This is a genomic window from Allobosea sp. Leaf344, assembly GCF_001426225.1.
GTDB lineage: Bacteria > Pseudomonadota > Alphaproteobacteria > Rhizobiales > Beijerinckiaceae > Allobosea.
Map to the genome: position 1 here is coordinate 630,070 of NZ_LMRT01000013.1, position 19,880 is coordinate 649,949.

Genomic DNA, 19,880 nt, shown 5'->3' on the forward strand with positions numbered 1-19,880 from the left:
CGGGCCTTTTGGATACGAGGCGCTGGGCCCCGGCTGCGAGATCTTGGGTGCCGCCATAGCTGAAATCAGGCATCGAGGATCCATGTGTCCTTGGTGCCGCCACCCTGGCTGGAATTGACGACGAGCGAGCCCTCCTGCAGCGCCACCCGAGTCAGCCCGCCGGGAACGCAGGAAATGCCGTTGGCGCCGGACAGGACATAGGGGCGCAGATCGACATGGCGCGGCGCCACCCCCGACGCCACGAAGGTCGGGCAGGTGGAGAGGGCCAGCGTCGGCTGGGCGATGAAACCATCGGGATGGGCGATGAGCTTGCGGCGGAAGGCTTCTATCTGCGCCTTGTTGGCATGCGGGCCGACCAGCATGCCGTAGCCGCCGGAGCCGTTGACCTCCTTGACCACGAGCTTGTCGAGATTGTCGAGCACATAGGCGTTGGCCTCGGGCTCGCGGCAGCGGAAGGTCGGGACGTTCTTGAGGATCGGCTCCTCGCCGGTGAAGAACCTGACGATCTCGGGCATGTAGCTGTAGACCGCCTTGTCGTCGGCCACGCCGGTGCCGACCGCATTGGCGAGGGTGACGTTGCCGGCCTTGTAGGCGCCGATCAGCCCGGGAACGCCCAGCACGGAATCGCTGCGGAAGACGAGTGGGTCGATGAAATCATCGTCGATGCGCCGGTAGATCACGTCGACGCGCTTGGGCCCCTGGGTCGTGCGCATATAGACGACGTCGTCCCGGACCAGCAGGTCCGAGCCCTCGACCAGCTCGACGCCGAGCTTGTCGGCCAGGAAGGAGTGCTCGTAGAAGGCGGAATTATACTGGCCGGGGGTCAGCAGGCAGATGGTGGGGTCGGCCGCCGAGGTGCGTGGCGCCACCGAGCGCAGCGTCGCCAGCAGCTGGTCAGGGTAATTGTCGACCGGCGCGACGCGGTGCATGGCGAACAGCTCCGGGAAGAGCCGCAGCATCACCTCCCGGTTCTCCATCATGTAGGACACGCCGGACGGCGTCCGGGCATTGTCCTCCAGCACGTAGAAGGTGTCGGCGTCGACGCGGACGATGTCGATCCCGGCGATGTGGCAGTAGATGCCGTGCGGCACCTGGAAATCCACCATCTCGAGCTGGTAGCAGGCGTTGCGGTAGACGAGATCGGGCGGGATGATCCCGGCCTTGAGGCATTCCTTTGGGCCGTAGACATCCGCCAGGAACATGTTCAGCGCCGTCACGCGCTGGCGCAGGCCCTGCTCGAGCCGCGTCCATTCCGGCTTGGTAAGGACGCGGGGAATGATGTCGAAGGGGATCAGCCGCTCCGTCGATTCCTCGTCGCCATAGACCGCGAAGGTGATGCCGATCCGGCGGAAGAAGAGTTCGGCCTGGCTGCGCCGCAGGGCCAGCATGTCCGGTGGTGCATCCTTGAGCCAGCGATCCAGCGCCTCGTAGGCGGGCCTCAATTCGGCACCGGACCCGGTCATCTCATCGAATGCGGCCATGCAGGCTTTGTCCCCATTTTCGCTAGCCTATGCTTATTCCTGAGCGTTGGGGAAGGGGGCTCTTGCCCCGCCCTTCGGCGCATCTGCCTGTTTCCCGGGCAGCCTCGTCAGATCAGGGCGAGGCCCTTGAAGCTGGCATGGCCGTCGCGGCCGACGATGACATGGTCATGGATGACGATGCCGAGCGGCCTCGCGATCTCCACGAGCTCGCGTGTCATCCGGATGTCGGCCTGCGAGGGGTTGGGATCGCCGGAGGGGTGGTTGTGGACGAGGATCAGCGCCGTCGCCGAGAGCTCGAGCGCGCGGCGCACCACCTCGCGGGGATAGACGGGGGTATGGTCGACCGTGCCGGTCTGCTGCACCTCGTCGGCGATCAAGAGGTTCTTCTTGTCGAGGAAGAGGATCCGGAACTGCTCGCGCTCGGCGAAGGCCATCGCCATGCGGCAGTAATCGATGACGGAGGACCAGGAGGAGAGCAGCGGCCGCTTGGCGATCGCGCCCCTGGCCATGCGCAGCATCGCGGCCTCGACGATCTTGAGATCGAGCGCGACGCCCTCGCCGACGCCCTTGACCTCGGTCAGGCGCTGGGCGGGTGCGCCCAGCACCTCGGCGAAGGAGCCGAAGCGCTGGACGAGCTCCTTGGCGAGCGGCTTGACGTCGCGCTGCGGGATCGAGCGGAACAGCAGCAGCTCCAACAGCTCGTAATCCGGCAGCGCATCGGCGCCGGCCTCGCTGAAGCGGGCCCGCAGCCGGTCGCGATGGCCGTGATAATGCGGGGCGGCGGCGCCATCGGCCGGTTTGCCGCCGCCCGAGCTCATTGGCGGGCGAGCGGGTTGTCGCGTCCGGCCGGTGAGAGGGTGAAGATCTCGCAGCCGGTCTCGGTGACGCCGATCGTGTGCTCGAACTGGGCGGAGAGCGACCGGTCCCGCGTCACCGCCGTCCAGCCATCCGACAGCACCTTCACCCCCGGCTTGCCGAGATTGATCATCGGCTCGATGGTGAAGATCATGCCGGGCTTCAGCAGCACGCCTTCGCCCGGGCTGCCGTAATGCAGGATGTTCGGCGCATCGTGGAATTGCTGGCCGACGCCATGGCCGCAGAAATCGCGCACCACCGAGCAGCGCTCGGCCTCGGCATAGCGCTGGATCGCGAAGCCGATATCGCCCGTGGTGGCGCCGGCGCGGACCGCCTTGATGCCGCGCTGCAGGCTCTCATAGGTGATCTCGATCAGCCGCTCGGATTTGCGGGAGATCTCGCCGACCCCGTACATGCGGCTGGAATCGCCATGCCAGCCATCGACGATCAGCGTGTAGTCGATATTGACGATGTCGCCTTCGCGCAGGGGCTTGTCGTCGGGAATGCCGTGGCAGACGACATGGTTGATCGAGGTGCAGATCGCCTTGGTATAGCCGCGGTAGAATAGGGTCGCGGGCAGGGCGCCATGGTCCATGGCGAATTGGAAGGCGAGATCGTCTAGCCTCTGCGTGGTGACGCCCGGCTTGACGTGCTCGCCCAGCATGTCGAGCCCGCGCGCCGTCAGCGCGCCGGCCTTGCGCATCGCGGCGAAGGCGTCCGGCCCGTGCAGCTTGATGACGGGTTCGCGCGCACGCGAGCGTCCCATGGTCTCGTCGATGGTCATTCTGTCGGAGCCGCTCCACGGGACCAGGATGGCCCGATGCGCCATATCTATTGGCTTTGGCCGATCGTGCAAGCCAAGAGCGCTGCCGCGACCGGTCGCCGGCGCTGGTCTTCCCGCGCCGCGGGGTGTATCAGCCTGCCGCCATGGCCATGACCGAACACCCATTCGCCGAGGACAAGCCCTTCGGCACCTTCGCCCCCAAGGGGCTGCTGGCGCGGCTGATCGCCCGCACCCGCGCCGCCTCCGACAGCTTCCTCGGGCGCAAGATCGCCTATGCGCTGCGCCGGCTCGGCCTGCGCTCCCTGGCCGGACGGCCGGTGGACATCGAGGCGCTCGGCGCCCGGATGCGGCTCTATCCCGACGGGAATGTCTGCGAGAAGCGCGTGCTGTTCACGCCGCAATATTTCGACCAGCAGGAGCGCAACCTGCTGGCGGAGCGGCTGTGCGAAGGTTTCCGCTTCATCGATATCGGCGCGAATATCGGCGCGTATTCGCTGTTCGTCGCGGCCAAGGCCGGCCCCACCGCCCGCATTCTCGCGGTCGAGCCGCAGCCGGAGGTTTTCGCCCGGCTGGCCTTCAACATCGCCCAGAATCCGTTCGGCACGGTCAAGGCCGTGGCCTGCGCCCTCGCCGACAAGCCCGGCGAGCTGACCCTGTTCCTCGATCCGGCCAATCGCGGCGAATCGAGCGTGCGGATCCTGCGGTCGAGCGCCGGCGCCACGGTGCGCGTCCCCGCGACGACTTTGCTCGCGCTGGTCGAGAGCGAGGGCTACCAGAAGCTCGACGCGATCAAGCTCGACGTCGAAGGCGCCGAGGACCTGATTCTCGAGCCGTTCTTGCGCGATGCGCCCGAGGCGCTGTGGCCGGGCTTCATCATCATCGAGGATTCCCGCGAGCGCTGGCATATCGACCTGATGGGGCTCCTCGCCCAGCGCGGCTATGCGCTGATCGCCCAGACACGGCTCAACCTGGTCTTCGAGCGCAAACCCTGACCGGCGCCGCTCCCGCCGATCCTCCAGGCCGGATCGCGCAACAGCCGGAGTCCACTTTTTTCCTGCTATGCACTAGCACTGGCCCGGTTCGGCGCGCATCGGCCGAGAGGGAGAGACGGGATGTCCGAACAGGCCGAGGCTGACAGCGCAGTGGTGACCGCCGCGATTCTGGTGATCGGCGACGAGATCCTGTCCGGGCGGACCAAGGACAAGAACATCGGCTACATCGCGGAGTACATGACGAATATCGGCATCGATCTGCGCGAGGTCCGGATCGTGCCGGATGTCACGGAGGAGATCGTCGCCGCCGTCAACGCGCTGCGCGCCCGCTACACCTATGTCTTCACCACGGGCGGGATCGGCCCGACGCATGACGACATCACCGCGGATGCGATCGCGGCGGCCTTCGGTGTCGGCATCGACCATGATCCGCGCGCCATCGCGATGCTGGCCGAGCGTTTCCCGCCCGACCAGCTCAACGAGGCGAGGCTGCGAATGGCGCGCATCCCGGCGGGCGCCGAGCTGATCGCCAATTCCGTGTCGAAGGCGCCGGGCTTCATCCTCGGCAATGTCCATGTCATGGCGGGCGTGCCCTCGATCATGCAGGCGATGCTCGACGTCGTCGCCCCGACCCTGCGCACCGGGGTGCGCATGCTGTCGGAGACGGTGAGGGCGGGGCTGCGCGAAGGCGATATCGGCACCGAGCTCGCGCGGGTCCAGCAGGCGCATCCCGAGGTGGCGATCGGCTCCTATCCGTTCTTCTCCGACACCGGTCCCGACACCAATGTCGTCGTGCGCTCGCGCGATCCGGAGCGGCTCGCGGCCGCCGTGGCCGATGTCGAGGCGATGCTCGCCGCCATCCGCGCGTCCTGAGCTGCGGCGCGCAGCCATGCCAAAAGCGCGCGGCACATGAGGGTGCGCGCAGCCTGAGCCCGCCGGCCGGGTACAGCCGGAATGCGCACCGTCTTCGCGCCAGATCCAAATAAGATGTATTTCAGACTGGCGAGTGCTGCCCGCCGGCCGCTTGACGTTAGGACATTATTGCGCAACAACGGATTCGTCTTGGCCAACGCCAAGCATTCGCTTGGGGTGACGTTGCAAACCGGGAGGTTCCACTTGGAACTGATCTGGTGACGATCGCACCGCATCCGATCCGCGATACCGACCAGTTGCAGGCGGCCGAAGCAGCACGATGCTTACGAGAACGACACAGGACACGGGCCCGCGAGAGGGGATCGTGGCGCACCGGATCAGCACCGCGGATGCCGAGGAAGCGCAGAACTTCATCTCGGCGCATCTGGCGCCGGTGAAGCTGCAGCTCGGGCCGGGTGTCCAGCAGCTGCGCTTCGACGCGACCGCCCTGCGCAGCAGCGAGTTCCAGCTTTTGGACAGCAGCGTTTCGGCCGGCGTCAGCCTGGTCCCCCAGGCGGCGCCCGATACGGTGATCGTCCGGCTCGGCATGTCCGGCGTGATGCGGGCGGAGGGCGCGCGCCTGACGGAGCATGCCGGCCCCAACGAGCTGCTGCTCTACGCCGCGCGCAGCGGCAAGCGCCTGATCTTCGACAGCGATCATCATGATCTCGCGCTGGTCCTCCCGGGCGAGGAGGTCAGGCACAGGGTGCAGGATCTGACCGGCCAGGCGATGGCGCTGCCGCTCGATTTCATGATCCGCCTGGATGACGGCAAGCCGGTCGCCGCGGCGCTGTTCTGCCTCGGCACCGCGATCCGCGCGGGGCTTTCCGGCTCCGCGCCCCTGCTGCATTCGCCGATCGGGCTGCGCCGGTACCGCGACGCCCTGGTCGGGCTGATGCTGGCGGCGATCGGCATGGACAGGATCGCCAGCCTCGCCGGGCCGGTCGCCTCGCTGGCGGCGATCGACGTGGCGCGGGCGGAGGATTACATGCGCCTCAACGCCGGTAATGCGATCGGCGTCAGCGACGTGGCGGAAGCGCTGGGCATCTCGATGCGCTCGCTGCAATATGGTTTCCGCAAGCATCGCCAGACCCATCCGCTCGCCGTTCTGCAGCGCATGCGGCTCGAGGGGCTGCGCGAGGACATCCTCGCCAATCCGAGCCGGTCGATCGCGGATGTCGCTCCGCGCTGGGGCTTCACCCATCTCGGGCGGCTGTCGAAGCAGTACCAGGAGGCCTTCGGCGAGCGCCCTTCCGTGACCGCGCGCCGCGCCCGCGGCTGAACGGCGCGCGGTGCGCCGGCCTCGCCGCAGCCGGGCGAGAATGCGCGCCGGCCTCGGGCGGCTGGGGATTTGATGCGGCCACCTCTTGCGCGAAACGTCCGGATGGGCTTTTGCGGGAGGTGACGCCCGCCGTCAGCCCCATGCCCTCTCTTCAGGATCCCATGCCATGGCCGAGCCGAGCCCCAACAAGGCCTTTCCCGTGTCGTGGGACCAGTTTCATCGCGATGCGCGGGCGCTGGCCTGGCGCCTGTCCGGGGCGGGGCCGTTCGAGGCGATCGTCTGCATCACCCGGGGCGGTCTGGTGCCGGCGGCGATCATCTGTCGCGAGCTCGGCCTGCGCCTGATCGAGACCGTCTGCGTCGCGAGCTATCACGACTACAAGAACCAGTCCGAGCTGAAGGTGCTGAAGGACGTCGCCCCGTCGATCAAGGCGATCGGCGACGGCAAGGGCAAGGGCGTGCTGGTGGTCGACGATCTCACCGATACCGGCAAGACGGCGCGGGTGGTGCGGGAGATGCTGCCGAACGCGCATTTCGCCACGGTCTATGCGAAGCCGGCGGGCGTGCCGACCGTCGATACCTTCGTCACCGAGGTCAGCCAGGATACCTGGATCTATTTCCCCTGGGATATGGGGCTCTCCTATGTCGAGCCGATCGCCAAGGACCATAAGGGTTGAGGCCGCTCAGCCGGTGCGGGCCCGCAGCGCCAGGGTCATCCCCGATATGACGATCACCATCCCCGCCACCTCCAGTCGCGACGGCCACTCGGCCAGCAGCGCGACGCCGGCCGCCGCCGTGACCACGGGGACGAGCGGCAGGAACAGCGCGGCGCGGGCCGCGCCGAGCAGCGCCACGGCGCGGGTGTAGAAGAACAGCGCGCCGACACCGACGAGCACGCCCTGATACAGCGTCTGGAGGATCACCGCGCCGGCCTCGGCCTGCAGCAGCGTGACCGGCATGGAGAGCGCGACCAGCGGCAGCGAGACCAGCGAGAGCAGGCAGGTGACGATCGTGACATCCACCGCGTCGGCGCCCCAGCGCTTGGTCAGCAGGCCGAAGAGCGACCACATCACCGCCGTCAGCACGAAGAGAAGATCGCCGATCCAGGCGCCGGCGCGGGAGGGGGTATCGGCGAGCGCCTCCCAGGAGAACAGCAAGACGCCGAGCAGGACGAGAGCGAGCCCGGCGAGCCGCGCCGGAGACGCGCGCTCGCCCAGCACCAGAAAGACCAGCGCGGCGGTGAAGACCGGGATCAGCCCCGGCGTCACGATCGAGCTGTGCAGGGCCGGGGCGAAGGCCGCACCGCCGACCAGCGCCAGGCTGTAGGGCGCGCCGGCGAGCAATGTCAGCAGCAGCGCCCGGCGCCAACCGAGCGCGCCGACGGGAAAGGGCCGCATCCGCCGCCAGGCGAGGGGGAGGAGCAGCAGGCCGGCCGCGGCGAAGCGCAGGATGGTGACATCGGCCGCCGTCAGCCCGTCGGCGACCGATTGCCGCGAGACCACGGCCTGCACGCCCCAGATCAGCGCGGCGGCCAGTCCGCAGGCGATGCCGATCGTGACGCCGCGGCCGGCGCCGGGCAGAATGGGGCGCTGCGGCTCGGCCTCGCTCTCGATCTCGCTCACGGCCATGTCTTTCTTGGAGGGCGGCGCGCGCCGCCCGGTCCCCCCGCTATGGCGCGCCATCGACCCGTCGCACAAGCGCGCTCGCCGCGGGCCGGCGCGATGCCGGCGCATGAGCACGTAATCCCTCGCCCGATACGGCTCCGATTGCATCCCCGGCCCGAAGGCTTAGGTTCAGGAGGAGGAAACGAGAGCAAGGTCCTGAGCCAACATGGCCGATGCCCCCCAAGACCGCCGGCGGTTCGACCGCCTGGCCGCGCGAATCACGCTGTTCCAGGCCCTGCTCCAGGCGGTCTCGCAGCATGGCAAAAGCCGGATCGCGCTCGAGGATCCCGAGCGCCAGCCGATCACCTATGGCAGGCTGGTGCTCGGCGCGCTGGTGCTGGGCCGCAAGCTCGCCGCGCGGACGCAGCCGCGCGAGCATGTCGGCCTGCTGCTGCCGAATGTGCAGGCGATGGCGGTGACGCTGTTCGGGCTGACCGCCCATGGCCGCGTGCCGGCGCTGCTCAACTTCACCGCCGGCGCCAAGAATCTGCGCGCCGCGGCGGAGCTCGCGCAGCTGCGCTGCATCGTCACCTCGCGCCGCTTCGTCGACCAGGCGAGGCTGGAAGACGAGATCGCGGCGCTGGCCGAGCAGGGCCGCCGCATCCTCTATCTCGAGGATATCAGGCGCGAGATCACCAGCCTCGACAAGGCGCTCGGCGCGCTGGCGAGCCTGGCTCCCGGGCTGGCGCAGCGCGGCCATCGTGCCGCGCCCGACGATGCCGCCGTCGTGCTCTTCACCTCCGGCACCGAGGGCAAGCCGAAAGGCGTCGTGCTCAGCCACGCCAACCTCGTCTCCAACGCCCGCCAGATCTTCGCGCTGGCGGATGGGTTCCTGTCCGAGCGCGACATCGTCATGAACCCGCTGCCGGCCTTCCATTCCTTCGGCCTGACGGCCGGGCTGCTGATGCCGCTGCTGCACGGCATGAAGGTGGTGCTCTATCCGAGCCCGCTGCATTACAAGCAGGTGCCGAAGCTGATCGGCGAGATGGGCGCGACCTTCCTGTTCGCCACCGACACCTTCCTGCAGGGCTATGCCAGGGCCGCCGATGCGGGCGATCTCAAGAGCGTGCGCTATGTCGTGGCCGGGGCCGAGCGGGTGAAGGCGGAGACGCGCCGGATGTGGGAGCCCTACGGCACCACCATCCTGGAAGGCTATGGCTGCACCGAATGCTCGCCGGTGCTCGCCTGCAACACGCCGGTGGCGATGCGGGAGGGCAGTGTCGGGCGGCTGCTGCCCGGCATCGAGGCCAGGCTCGAACCGGTGGAGGGGATCACCGAAGGCGGCAAGCTCTGCGTGCGCGGGCCCAACATCATGGCCGGCTATCTCAGCGCCGATCGCCCCGGACAGATCGTGCCGCCGGAAGGGGGCTGGCACGATACCGGGGATATCGTGACGCTGGAGGATGGCTACATCACCATCAAGGGCCGGGCCAAGCGCTTCGCCAAGCTGGGCGGCGAGATGGTGTCGCTGGCCGCGGTCGAGACCATGGTCGCCGGGCTCTGGCCGGCGCATAATCATGTCGTGGTCTCGCTGCCGGATGCGCGCAAGGGCGAGCAGCTCGTGCTGGTGACGGAAAAGCCCGATGCCGACCGCACCGCCCTCCATGCCGAGGCCAAGGCCCAGGGCTATCCGGAGCTCTGGCTGCCACGGGCGCTGCTGGTGACGGCGTCGATCCCGGTGCTGGGGAACGGCAAGATCGACTATGGCGCGACCCGCGAGCTCGCGGCGTCGCGGCGTTCGCTGCTTTGACGCCATAATGATCGCTATGCTGCGCGCCATGTTCGTTCTTCCCGCCGCTACCCTCATGCTGCGCGCCGCTCTGCTGGCGCCGGCCCTGCCCCTCGTTTCGCCCGGCGAGGCCGCCGCGCAAGGCGCCGGCCCGGTCTATGAGCGCCGCGACGAATGCGTCGAGGCCGGGCTCCTGACGCGGGATCAATGCGAATTCGCCTATCGCAATGCGCGCGCCGAATATGAGCAGAAGGCACCGCGCTACGCCTCCCGCGCCGCCTGCGAGCGCGTTCACAAGCGCTGCGGCGCCCAGGCGGTCTCGACCGGGGGCTGGGAGCGCCTCGGCCGCGGGCAGACCAGCTATGTCCCGCGCTTCAGCGGCATCCGCATCATCGGCGAGGGGGCCGGCCGCAAAGCGGTGCCCGTGCTCGCCGGCGGCGGCCGCGTCGCCTTCGCCGGGCGGCCGGTGACCGAATTGCAGGACCGTGTCGCGGGCCAGGCGAATGTGATCGGCGCCGCCTCGCGCAGCCGCCGTGCCAAGGGTGGCGACGAGGATCCGCAGAGCAGCGGCCCCTATGTCAAGCGCGGCGACCGCGACGACACCGTGCCGGTGCCGATGGAGGAGAAGAGCATCGGCGCCGATGTCGCACCGGGGCTCTATGTCGATCCCGACGGGGTGGAATGGTACAAGCCGGCCCGCCGCCGCTGAGGCGATGGCCGGCCCCGCACGGCTTGCGCCGGCATCGCGGGGAGGCTACCGCTGACGGCAGGCGGACGTGGCGAAACTGGTAGACGCAAGAGACTTAAAATCTCTCAGCCGCAAGGCTATGCGGGTTCGATCCCCGCCGTCCGCACCAGCCCTAGCGCCGCCGGAACACGACGCTGAGATTATTGGCCGGCATCTCGGTGAGCTCCGGCGCGCCGAACCCGGCCTGCCGCGCCAGCTCCGCCACGGCGTCGAGCTCGCGCAGGCCCCAATCCGGGTTGCGCTCGCGCAGGGAGGCGTCGAAGGCGGCGTTGCCGGGTTCGAGCTCGCGGCCGGGGCGTCGATAGGGCCCGTAAAGATAGAGCGGCGCGCCGCGCGGCAGCAGCGAGGCGGCGCCGCTTATCAGCCCCTGCGCCGCCTGCCAGGGCGCGATATGGATCATGTTGATGCATAGCACCGCATCGGCCGCGGCCAGCGGCCAGGCGGGGGCGGCGGCGTCGAGCAGCATGGGCGCGAGCAGATTGGGCAGCGCGGCCTGCGCCGCCCAGGCCGCGATGCTGGAAAGCGCATCGGGGGAGGGATCGCTCGGCTGAAAGCTCAGCCCGGGCAGGGCCTGCGCGAAATGCACGGCATGCTCGCCGGAGCCGCTGGCGACCTCCAGGATGAGGCCGCGCGGCGGCAGCACGGTCCGCAGCACGGAGAGGATCGCCTCGCGGTTGCGCTGGGTCGCGGGCGCGAACAGCCGCGCATCGGCGCCGGGCGCCTCCTGTGGGCGTGGCTGCCAGGGCTGTGGCGACGTCATCTGAGCCTCCCGCGCCGATCGGCGCCGCGTCGATCCGGATCGAACCAAGTTCTTATGGCGCTGATGCCCCGCTATCGACTATAGCTCTCACGGGTTGTTGAAGCGGATCGCTACCGGGTGCGGTTCCGCATGGCATGAGTTGGCTTTGTTAACCGAGATCCTGATCGTGGTGGCCCTGACCGTCCTGAACGGTCTGCTCGCCATGTCCGAATTGGCCGTCGTCTCCTCGCGGCCGGCGCGGCTCAAGGTTCTGGGAGATCAGGGCAACAAGGGTGCGGCGACCGCCGCCCGCCTCGCCGAGGATCCGGGCCGCTTCCTCTCCACGGTGCAGATCGGGATCACGCTGGTCGGCGTGCTCTCGGGCGCCTTCTCCGGCGCGACCCTGGGCGCACGCCTGTCCGAATGGCTGTCGGAGCAGGGGCTGAGCCAGGGCGTGGCCGATGGCTTCGGCGTCGGCCTCGTCGTCGTCGCGATCACCTATCTCTCGCTGATCATCGGCGAGCTGGTGCCCAAGCAGATCGCCCTGCGCGATCCCGAGCGCATCGCCGCGCGTGTCGCACCCGCCATGCTCCTGATCGCCAAGGTCGGCGCGCCGCTCGTCTTCCTGCTCGACGTCTCGGGCAAGGCGGTGCTGGCGCTGCTCGGCCAGAAGGGCGAGCCGGAAGAGAAGGTGACGGAGGAAGAGGTCCGGACCATCATCGCCGAGGCGGAGACCGCCGGCGTGCTGGAGCGCGACGAGCGGGAAATGATTTCGGGGGTGATGCGGCTGGCGGATCGCTCGGCGAGGGCGCTGATGACGCCCCGCCGCGAGGTCGAGGTGATCGACCTCACCGACAGCGCCGACGAGATTCGCGTTCAGCTGCGCGCCACGCGCCGCTCGCGCCTGCCGGTCCAGGATGGCGAGCCGGATTCGGTGATCGGCGTCGTCGTGGTGAAGGATCTGATCGACCTGCTCTCGGATGGCGAGGATCATGATATCCGGGCGCTGGTCGACGAGGCGCCGGTGGTGATGGACACCGCCAACGCCCTGCGGATCCTGCGCGATATCCGCGCCTCCCGTGTCCATATGGCGCTGGTCTTCGATGAATACGGGCATTTCGAGGGGATCATCACCCCCGGCGACGTGCTCGAGGCGATCATCGGCGCCTTTCAGGAGGAAGAGGAGAGCGAGCCGCCGATCGTCACCCGCGCCGACGGCTCTTGGCTCGTCGCCGGCTGGATGCAGGTCGACGAATTCTCGCACGAGCTCGGCATCCATATCCCCCGGGACGCGGATTACCAGACCGTCGCCGGCTTCATCCTGGCCGAGATGAACCACCTGCCCAATGTCGGCGAATTCTTCGAGAAGGGCCATTGGCGCTTCGAGGTGGTGGATCTCGACGGGCGTCGGATCGACAAGGTGCTGGTGAGCCGCATCGACTGAACGCCCCAGGGGGCAGGTGAGCGAGCCGAGGGCGCAGCGCCGATGACCGAGACCTCCGCCATCGCGGCCGGCGAGCCGCAACTGCCGAGCCTGGCGCAGGCGACGCGGGTCTGGCTCAAGATCGGCCTGCTCAGCTTCGGCGGCCCGGCGGGGCAGATCGCGCTGATGCACAAGGAGCTGGTCGAGGAGCGGCGCTGGATCGGCGAGCAGCGTTTCCTGCATGCGCTGAACTATTGCATGCTGCTGCCGGGGCCGGAGGCGCAGCAGCTCGCCGTCTATATCGGCTGGCTGATGCACAGGACGCTGGGCGGGCTGATCGCCGGGCTGTTGTTCATCCTGCCCGGCGCGCTGGTGATGCTCGGCCTGAGCACGCTCTATGTGCTGTACCGGCAGGCGCCGCTGGTCGAGGGGCTGTTCTTCGGGGTCAAGGCCGCCGTGCTGGCCGTGGTGATCGAGGCCGGGATCAGGATCAGCCGCCGGGCGCTCAAGAACCGCGCCATGGTCGCGGTGGCGGTCGCGGCCTTCGTGGCGATCGCCCTGTTGCGGCTGCCGTTTCCGCTGATCATCCTCGGCGCCGGCCTCGTCGGCTGGGTCGGCCAACGCCTGCGGCCGGAGCTGTTCGGCGCGGCCGCCGGCCATGGCGCGGCGGGCCCCGATCAGGACGGGCTGGTCGACCGGATCCTGGCGCAGGGCGGCATGGACCATACGCGGCCTTCGGCGGCGCGGGCGCTGCGGACGAGCGCGATCTGGCTGCCGCTCTGGCTCGGGCCGGTACTGGCGCTGATGCTCGTGACCGGGACCGACAGCGTCTGGTCGCAGATCGGCGGCTTCTTCAGCCTGATGGCGGTCGTCACCTTCGGCGGCGCCTATGCGGTGCTGGCCTATGTCGCGCAGGCGGCGGTCGAGACCTATGGCTGGCTGCGGGCCGGCGAGATGCTGGACGGGCTCGGCCTCGCCGAGACGACACCGGGGCCGCTGATCCTGGTGCTGCAATTCGTCGGCTTCCTCGCCGGGTTCCGCGCGCCCGGGACATTGCCGCCGCTGCTGGCCGGCGGGCTCGGCGCGGCGCTCACCCTATGGACGACCTTCGCGCCGTGCTTCTTCTGGATCTTTCTGGGGGCGCCCTATGTCGAGGCGCTGCGCGGCAACCGCGCGATCTCCGCGGCGCTGGGGGCGATCACCGCCGCCGTGGTCGGGGTGATCATGAACCTCGCCTTGTGGTTCGGGCTGCATGTGGTGTTTCGCGAGGTACGCCGCGTCGAGATCATGGGGCTGACGCCGGATTGGCCGGTGCTCGCCTCGCTCGACTGGCGGGCGGCGCTGCTCTGCGCCTTCGCTCTCGTCGCGATGCTGCGCTTCAGGCTCGGCATGGCGAAGACGCTGGCCGCCAGCGCGCTCGCCGGACTGGCGCTGCTGCAGCTCGCCTGAGCCTCAGCGCCGCGGCTCGCCGCGCTCGATGATCCGGTATTCGGCGTCGACGATCTCGCGCGGATCGGTCCCGGCCTGCCGCGGGAAAGGGCCCGGCTGGCCGAAGCCGGCCTGTTTGAGCCGGCGCTTCAGCCGCCACATGAAGATCGCTCCCGCGACCAGCACCACCGGAATCAGGATCAGCGCCAGGCTCGCGGCCAGCAGGAACAAGGCGAGGCCGATCACCAGGCTGACGGTCATGGTCAGCCAGGCCGCCCAGCGCGGCATGCGCGCGGCCTGTCCATTCAGGCGGTACATGTTCACGCGGATCATGTCGGCTCCATCGGGTTCAGCTGTCCGCAAGATAGGAAGCGAATGCGGCGATGACGAGATGGGCGCGACCCGGCTCTTACGCGGCTCAGCCGCCGTCGCGCCAATCATAGACCCAGCCATGGCGGCGGCGCATCCCGTCCGGCCCGAGCCGCTTCATCACGAGGTCGCGGCCGAGGCTCCAGGGCGCGGCCATGTGATAGGCACGGCCATTGGCCCGGCTGGTCTGCTGTACGCGGGCGACACGCTCGGCACGGGCGCTCGCATAGGCGGCGAGCGCCGGCGGGACGCCGGCCGCACCCTCCCGGGCGAGATGCTCCGCCAGCAGCCTGGCGAGCACCGCCGCATCCTCGATCGCCAGCGCCGCACCCTGCGCCAGGAAGGGCAGGACGGGGTGCGCGGCATCGCCGAGCAGAGCGATCCGCCCCTGCGCCATGGGCGCCGGCACCCGGTCGAACAGCGACCAGACCTGCCAGGCACAGGCGCGGGTGGCGAGGCTGCGCAGCGCCGGGTTCGCCGTCTCGAGCTCGGGCGCCAGGCGCGCGTAGTCGCCGCTGCGCGACCAGCCTTCGCGCGCCTCGGCGGCGCGCCGCACGATCACGATATTGGTCTCGCGGCCGCCGGCGACGGGGTAATGCACCATGTGCCGGTCCGGGCCGAGATGCAGCGTCACCTCGCCGCCGGCCCGCTCGGGCGCGGGCGCCAGCGCGCGCCAGGCCTCATAGCCGGTGAAGCGCGGGGGCGAGCGGTCGCCGGCGAGCTGCCGCAGGCGCGACCAGAGCCCGTCGGCACCGATGATCGCCAGCGCCTCGATCGTCTCGACCGCGCCGCTTTCGCCGAGCAGCGTCGCCGCGATGCCATCGGCCGCGACGGTGACCTCGGAGACGCCGCGTCCGACGATGATGCGGATATTGGGCATGGCGCGCGCGGCATCGAGCAGCGCCATATGCAGGTCGTTGCGCTTGAACAGGCGGAAGGATTCTCCCTCCGCCGACATCGGCATCGCCACCAGCGCCGCCCCGCTGCGCCAGCTGCGCACGACCAGGCGCTCGGCCAGGACGGCGTGACGCTTCAGCGGCAGCCGCAGATCGAGCCCGTCCAGCACATGGCCGGCATTGGGCGAGATCTGCAGCCCGGCGCCGAGCTCGCCGAAGCCCGTGCGCTTCTCGGCGAGGGTGACGGCGATGCCGCGGCGCGCCAGCGCCAAGGCCGCCGTGAGCCCGCCGATGCCGGCGCCGGCGATCAGGATATGCGGTGCGGTCACGATGCTGACGGGCTGTGTGGGGAGCCGGCTCGCCGCAGGGTCGCCACCCCGGGCGCGAGGCTGCGCGCTCTCACGCCGCCTTGGCGGATTCGCTATGGGCGCAGTCCGGCGGAATGCAGGCGCCGCCCTTCAGCGTCGGGTCGTATTTGAACAGGGTCGAGCAATAGGGGCAGACGATCTCGTGGTCCGAGCCCATGTCGAGGAAGACATGCGGATGGTCGAAGGGCGGCTTGGCGCCGATGCACATGAATTCATGCGCCCCGACATGGATGACCGCCACGCCTGCGTCATTGTGAAAATGCGGAATGCCGGTCTCGGCCATGATCGTCGCTCGGGCTCGTTGAATCTGGCGGGACGCTACTCCCTGGCGCGGCGAGATGCCAGTGCCTCGATTGTCTCAGGCACCGCCGGTCAGGGTTGCGGATTGCCCTGCCGGTAGCAGGCGCGGGCGAATTCGGTGGTGCGCAGGCTGTCGTCCGGGGTCAGCGCGTTCTCGACCGTCTTGCGCCAGAGCCCGGCCTCCTTGATCTTCGCCATGGTGCAGCCGCACAGCGCCGTGCAGGTCGCGGTGCTGAGCGCCTCGCTGGCGCAGCTGCGCTGGCAGGATGTCAGGAAGGGACGCTCCTCGTCCGGCCGGGCGAGGCCGAGCTGGATGGCGAGAAGCAGCGCACCCATGAAGACGGGCTGGTGGACGAGATAGACCAGCAGGCTGTGACGGCCGCCCCAGATCAGGCCGCGGGCCGGCAGGCTGTCGCCGCGCCATTGCGCCAGCCGCGCGGCGAGAGGCGAGGCGAGGGACAGGCGACCCAGCGCCATGCCGACCAGCACCCAGCCGAACCAGGGGAAGACCGGCACGAAATCCGCGCTCTGCAGCGGCAGGTCGGAAAGGCCGAGCCAGGCGAGGGCGGGAGTGTCGAGGACGGGGTGGGCGATCGCCAGCGGCGCGGCGAAGACGAGCAGGGCGGTGCCGAGAAGCAGCGCCGGGCGGGCGCGCAGGAAGGGCAGAGCGAGCACGCTGGCGAGCGCCACCTGATGCAGAATGCCGAAGAAGATGAAGTTGTCGGGGATGGCGAAGAAGGTCGCGACCGTGACCAGCGTCGCGGCCGCGCCGACCATGGCGAGGCGCTTCAGATAGGCCTTGCGATTGAGCCCGTCCCGCGTCGCCAGGACGAGGCTGATCCCGACAAGCGTCAGGAAGGTCGCGGCGATCATCCGCGCGAACAGGCGCCAGGCGGTGTGGGACTGGATGTCGGTCGCGATCAGCTCGAGCAGCGACAGGTCATAGGCGAAATGGAAGACGAACATCGCCAGCAGCGCCACGCCGCGGGCGGCGTCGACGAGGTCGATCCGGCGGGGCAAGGTCGGTGGCACGGGCAGGGAGACGGGCGCGTTCATATCGGCCTTCATAGGCAAGCCGCCGCGCCACGGCTACCCAAAGCCGCGCCGGCATGGCAGGGGTGTCGGCGGTTTCGTCAGCATCACGGTGGGCCATGCTCAGCTTCTCCTCCGACGGCGTGCGTCTCGCCTATGTCGATCTCGCGCCGACCGGCGATACGCCGCGACACGAGACGATCGTGCTGGTGCACGGCTTCGGCTCCAGCCACATGGTGAACTGGGTCAACACGCAGTGGACCCGCACGCTGACCCATGCCGGCTATCGCGTGGTGGCGCTTGATAATCGCGGCCATGGCGAGAGCGAGAAGCTCTACGACCCCGCCGCCTATTCCTCGCAGATTATGGCGGAGGATGTCCGCCGGCTGATGGATCACCTCGAGATCCCGCGCGCGGCAGTGATGGGTTATTCGATGGGCGCGCGGATTTCCGCCCATCTCGCCTTGGCTCATCCGGCCAGGCTGAAAGCGCTGCTGCTCGGTGGGCTGGGGATCCATCTCGTCGAGGGCGTCGGGCTGCCGCTCGGCATCGCCGATGCGATGGAAGCGCCGTCGCTCGACGATCTCACCGATCCGATGCAGCGCATGTTCCGGGCCTTCGCCGAGGCGACGAAAAGCGATCTGAAAGCGCTGGCGGCCTGCATCCGTGGCTCGCGCCAGACGCTGAGCGTCGCGCAGGTCGGGCAGATCGCCGTCCCGACCCTGGTCAGCGTCGGCACCGCGGACGATGTCGCCGGCGACGGCGCGGCGCTGGCGGCGCTGATCCCCGACGCGGAATCCTTCGCCATCAGCGGCCGCGACCACAACCTCGCCGTCGGCGACAAGAGCCACAAACAGGCGGTGCTGGCCTTCCTCGACCGGCTCTGAGCTCGAAGGGGGGCCGGGCGACGAGCTGTCGGCGCGAACAAGCGGCGCGTGTCTCGAGGCTCCCCGAGCCTGCTCCGCGATGCGGGCACGCGCGCCACTGGCGAGAGCGGTGCTTTGCGATTATCTGTCGTGCGGGCCAGCAAGCGGAGACGAACCATGGCATCGAGAAGCCCCGTCATGGAACAACGCGATCCCTCGGCCGGGCTGGACCGGGTCGATCCGGTCTGGACGCGGCTGCGCCGCGAGGCGGAGGCGGCGGTCGCGGCGGAGCCTTCGCTGGGCAGCCTGATCATGAGCTCGGTGCTGAACCAGCCGCATTTCGAGGCCGCTGTCGGCCATCGCGTGGCGGCGCGGCTCGGCCATCCCGCCGTCTCTGCCGATCTCATCGCCCAGGCTTTCGACGAGGCGCTCGCGGCCGATCCCGATATGGGTCTCGGCATGCGCGCCGATGTCGTCGCGGTGCTCGACCGCGACCCCGCCTGCTACCGGCTGCTGGAGCCGGTGCTGTTCTTCAAGGGCTTTCACGCGCTGCAATGCCACAGGCTGGCGCATTGGCTGCTGCGGCAGGGGCGGCGCGATTTCGCGCTCTATCTGCAGAGCCGCTCCTCGGAGGTGTTCCAGACCGACATCAACCCGGCCGCGCGGATCGGCAAGGGCGTCTTCCTCGACCATGCCACCGGGCTCGTCGTCGGCGAGACCACGGTGATCGAGGACGATGTCTCGATGCTGCAGGACGTCACCCTCGGCGGGACGGGCAAGCAGGGCGGCGACCGCCACCCCAAGATCCGCAAGGGCGTGCTGATCGGGGCCGGCGCCAAAATTCTCGGCAATATCGAGATCGGGCAATGCGCGCGCGTCGCCGCCGGGTCGGTCGTGCTGGCCAATGTGCCGCGCAACAAGACCGTGGCGGGCGTGCCGGCCAAGGTGGTGGGCGAGGCAGGCTGCGCCGAGCCCTCGCGCTCGATGGATCAGATCCTCGCCGCCGATTGCGGCGCCGACATCTGACGGTCGGCTGCGCCGAGCCACTCCGCCACCGCATCGCGCAGCGGATGGGCCCGGCCCCCGGCCACCCGCATCACCGAGAGCCGGTCCCCCGTCGGCAGGACCCGGTCGAAAGGCGCGACGAGCCGGCCATCCGCGAGATGCGCTGCGACCAGGCTGAGGCGCCCGATCAGCACGCCGGACCCGGCGAGGGCCGCATCCAGTGCGAGGCTGTAGAGCGAGAAGGCGGGCCCGCGCCCGGCATCGACCCCGCTCGGCCCGGCGACATTCAGCCAGCGCGCCCAATCCCTGTGCCAGACGGCGTCATGCAGCAAGGTGACGCCGGACAGCGCCGCGGGATCGGCGAGGCTTTTCGCCAGAGCCGGCGCGCAGACCGGCGTCAGCCCGTCGCTCCCCGCCGCGCCCTCTTGCAGGGGCTGGTAGAACAGCGCGAGGTCATGCAGCGCGCGCCGGCCGTCCGGCGGCTCCTCCATCGCCGAGACCGCGAATTCGAGCCCCGGAAAGGCCTGCTGCAGCGCCACCAGCCGCGGCGACAGCCAGAGCTGGGCGATGCAGGGCAGGGCGGCGATGCGCAGCGCCCTGGAGCCCTGGCGGGCGCGCAGCTGCGCCACCGCCTCGGCCAAAGTGGCGAAGCCCCGCGTCAAGTCCGGCAGGGCCGCCTGCGACGCCACCGTGAGCCTGACACCCTGCGGCAGGCGTTCGAACAAGGGGAAGCCGAGCCAGGCCTCGAGCTGGCGGATCTGCTGGGTGACGGCGCCGGCGGTGACGCCGAGTTCGGCAGCCGCGCGGGTGAAGCTGCCGCAGCGCGCCGCGGCCTCGAAGGCGCGCAGCGCGTTCAGCGATGGCAGGCGTGGCGCGGGCGGCTCGACGGGCATGATCGCACTTTAAGGGTGAGATTTTCTCAGTCTGGTCCCGAGGATTACTCGTTTGCGCCGGCCCGCGCAAATCGCTCAGATGGAGGGCGAAACATGGGATAGCGAAGGGGGAAGC

At 69.5% G+C, this 19,880-nt stretch carries 20 protein-coding genes and 1 tRNA gene; 11 read left to right on the forward strand and 10 right to left on the reverse strand.

Annotated elements, in window-relative coordinates:
* Positions 1 to 65: 65 nt before the first annotated feature.
* From ASG72_RS11655 to map, 3 genes are all read right to left on the reverse strand, one after another.
* The gene (locus ASG72_RS11655) at positions 66 to 1,481 is read right to left on the reverse strand and encodes a circularly permuted type 2 ATP-grasp protein (protein WP_056712394.1); all 1,416 of its coding nucleotides are present in this window, start codon (positions 1,479 to 1,481) and stop codon (positions 66 to 68) included.
* A gap of 107 nt (positions 1,482 to 1,588) precedes the next feature.
* Positions 1,589 to 2,299: a DNA repair protein RadC gene (gene radC, locus ASG72_RS11660; protein ID WP_056712395.1), complete on the reverse strand. Its 711-nt coding sequence runs from the start codon at positions 2,297 to 2,299 to the stop codon at positions 1,589 to 1,591.
* Positions 2,296 to 3,120, reverse strand: a complete 825-nt coding sequence (map, locus tag ASG72_RS11665; RefSeq protein WP_056712396.1) for a type I methionyl aminopeptidase — start codon at positions 3,118 to 3,120, stop codon at positions 2,296 to 2,298. The genes radC and map overlap by 4 nt, the downstream gene beginning before the upstream one ends.
* A gap of 149 nt (positions 3,121 to 3,269) precedes the next feature.
* Here map and ASG72_RS11670 point away from each other — a divergent pair, with 149 nt between their 5' ends.
* The 4 genes from ASG72_RS11670 to gpt all read left to right on the forward strand — a co-directional run bounded on the left by ASG72_RS11670 (position 3,270) and on the right by gpt (position 6,982).
* Positions 3,270 to 4,112 (forward strand): FkbM family methyltransferase, encoded by an 843-nt coding sequence (locus ASG72_RS11670; protein ID WP_082540293.1) that lies wholly within the window; start codon positions 3,270 to 3,272, stop codon positions 4,110 to 4,112.
* 120 nt (positions 4,113 to 4,232) lie between these two features.
* On the forward strand, positions 4,233 to 4,985 hold the full coding sequence (locus ASG72_RS11675; RefSeq protein ID WP_056712398.1) for a molybdopterin-binding protein: 753 nt from the start codon (positions 4,233 to 4,235) through the stop codon (positions 4,983 to 4,985).
* Positions 4,986 to 5,349: 364 nt separating this feature from the next.
* On the forward strand, positions 5,350 to 6,306 hold the full coding sequence (locus tag ASG72_RS11680) for a helix-turn-helix domain-containing protein (RefSeq protein ID WP_056712399.1): 957 nt from the start codon (positions 5,350 to 5,352) through the stop codon (positions 6,304 to 6,306).
* 166 nt (positions 6,307 to 6,472) lie between these two features.
* Positions 6,473 to 6,982: a xanthine phosphoribosyltransferase gene (gene gpt / locus ASG72_RS11685; RefSeq protein ID WP_056712400.1), complete on the forward strand. Its 510-nt coding sequence runs from the start codon at positions 6,473 to 6,475 to the stop codon at positions 6,980 to 6,982.
* A gap of 6 nt (positions 6,983 to 6,988) precedes the next feature.
* Here gpt and ASG72_RS11690 read toward each other — a convergent pair whose 3' ends face one another.
* Entirely contained in the window at positions 6,989 to 7,927 is a 939-nt protein-coding gene (locus tag ASG72_RS11690; protein WP_162246236.1) for a DMT family transporter, read from the reverse strand.
* A gap of 208 nt (positions 7,928 to 8,135) precedes the next feature.
* Between ASG72_RS11690 and ASG72_RS11695 the strand changes: the two genes are divergently transcribed.
* From ASG72_RS11695 to ASG72_RS11705, 3 genes are all read left to right on the forward strand, one after another.
* Complete coding sequence (locus ASG72_RS11695) at positions 8,136 to 9,719, forward strand: AMP-binding protein (protein ID WP_056712402.1); 1,584 nt, start codon at positions 8,136 to 8,138, stop codon at positions 9,717 to 9,719.
* Between the two features lie 28 nt (positions 9,720 to 9,747).
* Positions 9,748 to 10,407 (forward strand): DUF1190 domain-containing protein, encoded by a 660-nt coding sequence (locus ASG72_RS11700; RefSeq protein WP_162246237.1) that lies wholly within the window; start codon positions 9,748 to 9,750, stop codon positions 10,405 to 10,407.
* Between the two features lie 61 nt (positions 10,408 to 10,468).
* Positions 10,469 to 10,555, forward strand: a tRNA-Leu gene (locus ASG72_RS11705).
* A 3-nt stretch (positions 10,556 to 10,558) separates the two neighbouring features.
* Here the strand turns inward: ASG72_RS11705 and ASG72_RS11710 are convergent.
* Entirely contained in the window at positions 10,559 to 11,206 is a 648-nt protein-coding gene (locus tag ASG72_RS11710; protein WP_056712404.1) for a DUF938 domain-containing protein, read from the reverse strand.
* 160 nt (positions 11,207 to 11,366) lie between these two features.
* Between ASG72_RS11710 and ASG72_RS11715 the strand changes: the two genes are divergently transcribed.
* Together ASG72_RS11715 and chrA are read left to right on the forward strand one after the other, a co-directional pair.
* A complete protein-coding gene (locus ASG72_RS11715) occupies positions 11,367 to 12,629 on the forward strand; it encodes a hemolysin family protein (RefSeq protein WP_056712623.1) in 1,263 nt (420 codons plus the stop codon).
* A 42-nt stretch (positions 12,630 to 12,671) separates the two neighbouring features.
* Positions 12,672 to 14,057, forward strand: a complete 1,386-nt coding sequence (gene chrA, locus ASG72_RS11720; protein WP_056712405.1) for a chromate efflux transporter — start codon at positions 12,672 to 12,674, stop codon at positions 14,055 to 14,057.
* 3 nt (positions 14,058 to 14,060) lie between these two features.
* Here the strand turns inward: chrA and ASG72_RS11725 are convergent, their stop codons facing one another.
* The 4 genes from ASG72_RS11725 to ASG72_RS11740 form a co-directional block, all read right to left on the reverse strand.
* A complete protein-coding gene (locus ASG72_RS11725; protein WP_056712406.1) occupies positions 14,061 to 14,369 on the reverse strand; it encodes a hypothetical protein in 309 nt (102 codons plus the stop codon).
* An 85-nt stretch (positions 14,370 to 14,454) separates the two neighbouring features.
* A complete protein-coding gene (locus ASG72_RS11730; RefSeq protein ID WP_082540281.1) occupies positions 14,455 to 15,630 on the reverse strand; it encodes an FAD-dependent monooxygenase in 1,176 nt (391 codons plus the stop codon).
* Between the two features lie 70 nt (positions 15,631 to 15,700).
* Positions 15,701 to 15,952 (reverse strand): zinc-finger domain-containing protein, encoded by a 252-nt coding sequence (locus ASG72_RS11735; protein ID WP_056712408.1) that lies wholly within the window; start codon positions 15,950 to 15,952, stop codon positions 15,701 to 15,703.
* Between the two features lie 89 nt (positions 15,953 to 16,041).
* Entirely contained in the window at positions 16,042 to 17,025 is a 984-nt protein-coding gene (locus ASG72_RS11740) for a heparan-alpha-glucosaminide N-acetyltransferase (protein ID WP_162246238.1), read from the reverse strand.
* A gap of 95 nt (positions 17,026 to 17,120) precedes the next feature.
* Between ASG72_RS11740 and ASG72_RS11745 the strand changes: the two genes are divergently transcribed.
* Together ASG72_RS11745 and cysE are read left to right on the forward strand one after the other, a co-directional pair.
* Complete coding sequence (locus ASG72_RS11745) at positions 17,121 to 17,888, forward strand: alpha/beta hydrolase (protein ID WP_056712411.1); 768 nt, start codon at positions 17,121 to 17,123, stop codon at positions 17,886 to 17,888.
* Between the two features lie 177 nt (positions 17,889 to 18,065).
* The gene (gene cysE, locus ASG72_RS11750; RefSeq protein ID WP_244488771.1) at positions 18,066 to 18,893 is read left to right on the forward strand and encodes a serine O-acetyltransferase; all 828 of its coding nucleotides are present in this window, start codon (positions 18,066 to 18,068) and stop codon (positions 18,891 to 18,893) included.
* Here the strand turns inward: cysE and ASG72_RS11755 are convergent.
* Positions 18,857 to 19,765, reverse strand: a complete 909-nt coding sequence (locus tag ASG72_RS11755; protein WP_056712415.1) for a LysR family transcriptional regulator — start codon at positions 19,763 to 19,765, stop codon at positions 18,857 to 18,859. The genes cysE and ASG72_RS11755 overlap by 37 nt on opposite strands.
* Positions 19,766 to 19,880 lie beyond the last annotated feature (115 nt).